This is a genomic window from Rhizobacter sp. P2_H2 (assembly GCF_056403375.1).
Genome location: NZ_JBFUFP010000847.1, coordinates 1 through 2,414, shown reverse-complemented (window position 1 = coordinate 2,414; position 2,414 = coordinate 1). Strand labels below are relative to the sequence as shown.

General features: G+C 69.1%; 1 protein-coding gene. It reads right to left on the bottom strand.

Features of this window, described 5'->3' with window-relative positions:
• Window positions 1-160: 160 nt before the first annotated feature.
• Window positions 161-2,356: a ribonuclease R gene (rnr, locus tag AC1D15_RS27190; protein WP_477828460.1), complete on the bottom strand. Its 2,196-nt coding sequence runs from the start codon at window positions 2,354-2,356 to the stop codon at window positions 161-163.
• Window positions 2,357-2,414: the final 58 nt, after the last annotated feature.

Below are 2,414 nucleotides of genomic sequence, written 5' to 3'. Positions count from 1 at the left end.
GGTCGACGTCGCACGCGGCGTCGATCGATGACGCCCGGCAGGCGGCGAGCGCGGCCGCCTGGCAGCACGGCCAGGCCGCCGACCTGTCACCCACGACGCCGCTGCGAGCGTCGGACCTGATCGCCGCGCTGCACGCGCAACTGCGCCGCGGCTGAGGCCCTCAGCGCCGGCGCGGCGCCTTGGCGGGTGGCTTGCCGCCGCTCTTGCGCGCTGCGGTCTTGGCCGCGCGCACCGGATGTGCCGACCGGCCCTTGGCCGCCTTCGTGCCGGCCTTGGCCGCGCGGTCCGCGCCCTTCACCGACGCCAGCTCGGCCGCCGCGCCGCCGGTCTTGTCGACCACCTTGCGAGGCCGCGCGGGAATGCCGCCCTCATCGCCCTCGTGCACCATGCGGAAGTCGATCTTGCGGCCGTCGAGGTCCACGCGGCTGACCTGCACCCGCACCCGCGCGCCGACCGTGTAGCGCACGCCCGAGCGCTCGCCGCGCAGTTCCTGGCGCGCCTCGTCGAACTTGAAATACTCGCCGCCCAGCTCGGTGATGTGGATCAGCCCTTCGACGTACAGGCCGTCGAGCGTGACGAACAGCCCGAAGCTGGTGACGGCCGTGACGGTGCCGCCATATTCCTCGCCGAGGTGCTCGCGCATGAAGCGGCACTTGAGCCAGGCCTCGACATCGCGCGAGGCCTCGTCGGCGCGGCGTTCGTTCGCGCTGCAATGCGCGCCCGCGACCTCCCAGGTCTCTTCCTCGGTGTGCGAACCGCGCTTCGCCTTCGAGGCCGGTTCGAGCGCGCCGGTCACGATGCTGTAGCGCTTGCCGTGCAGCAAGGCCTTGATCACCCGGTGCACCAGCAGGTCGGGGTAGCGGCGGATCGGGCTCGTGAAGTGCGTGTAGGCCTCGTACGCGAGGCCGAAGTGGCCGCTGTTGATCGGCGTGTAGATCGCCTGCTGCATCGAACGCAGCAGCATCGAGTGGATCTGCATCGCATCCGGCCGGTCCTTCGTTGCCGCGGCGATCGCCTGGAACTCGCCCGGCTTCGGGTCGTCGCTGACGCTCAGGCCCAGGCCCAGCGCCTTCAGGTAGTTCTGCAGCAGCGTCTTCTTCTCGGGCGTCGGGCCCTCGTGCACGCGGTAAAGCGATGGGTGCTTGTGCTGCGCGATGAAATCGGCCGAGCAGACGTTGGCGGCGAGCATCGCCTCCTCGATCAGCTTGTGCGCCTCGGTGCGCGTGCGCGGCACGATCTTCTCGATGCGGCCGTTGTCGTCGCAGACGATCTGCGTCTCGGTGGTCTCGAAATCGACCGCGCCGCGCTTCGAACGCTCCTTCAGCAGCGCGCGGTACACCTCGTGCAGGTGCAGCAGGTGCGGCACGAGATCCTTGCGGCGCGCCGCCTCGGGGCCGCGCGTGTTGCCGAGGATCGCGGCCACCTCGTTGTAGGTGAAGCGCGCGTGCGAGCAGATCACCGCCGGGAAGAACTGGTAGGCGTGGATCTCGCCGCCGGTGGTGATCAGCATGTCGCACACCATCGCGAGGCGGTCCTCGTTCGGGTTCAGCGAGCACAGCCCGTTCGACAGCTTCTCCGGCAGCATCGGGATCACGCGCCGCGGGAAGTACACCGAGGTGGCGCGCTCGTAGGCGTCCTCGTCGATCGGCTCGCCCGGCTTCACGTAGTGGCTCACGTCGGCGATCGCGACGACCAGGCGCCAGCCTTCGAACGCGCCCTTGCCGCGGCCGAGCTTGACCGGCTCGCAGTACACCGCGTCGTCGAAGTCGCGCGCGTCCTCGCCGTCGATCGTCACGAGCGCGACGTCGGTGAGGTCGATGCGGTCCTTGCGGTCGACCGCGCGGATCTTGTCGGGCAGACCCGCGGCCTGCGACAGCGTCTCGGGCGAGAAGCGGTGCGGCACCTCGTACTTGCGCACCGCGATCTCGATCTCCATGCCGGGGTCGTCGATCTCGCCGAGCACCTCGGAAACGCGGCCCATCGGCTGCGAGTACAGAGACGGCGGCTCGGTCAGCTCGATCGCGACCACCTGCCCCGCGGTCGCGTTGGCGATCGCGTTCTTCGGGACCAKGATGTCCTGGCCGTAGCGCTTGTCTTCGGGGGCGACCAGCCAGATGCCGCTCTCGTGCAGCAGGCGGCCGATGATCGGCGCCTTCTTGCGCTCGATGATCTCGAGCACGCGGCCCTCGGGCCGGCCCTTGCGGTCGTAGCGGATCACGCGCGCCTTCACGCGGTCACGGTGCAGCACCGCGCGCATTTCCTGCGGGGAGAGATAGAGATCGGGCTGCCGGTCGTCGCGGACCAGGAATCCGTGACCGTCGCGGTGCCCTTGCACCGTGCCCTCGACTTCGCTCATCAGTTCGTTGCTGACTTGCGTTGCATTGGAGAAGTTGTTGTTTTTGATGATATAGTCC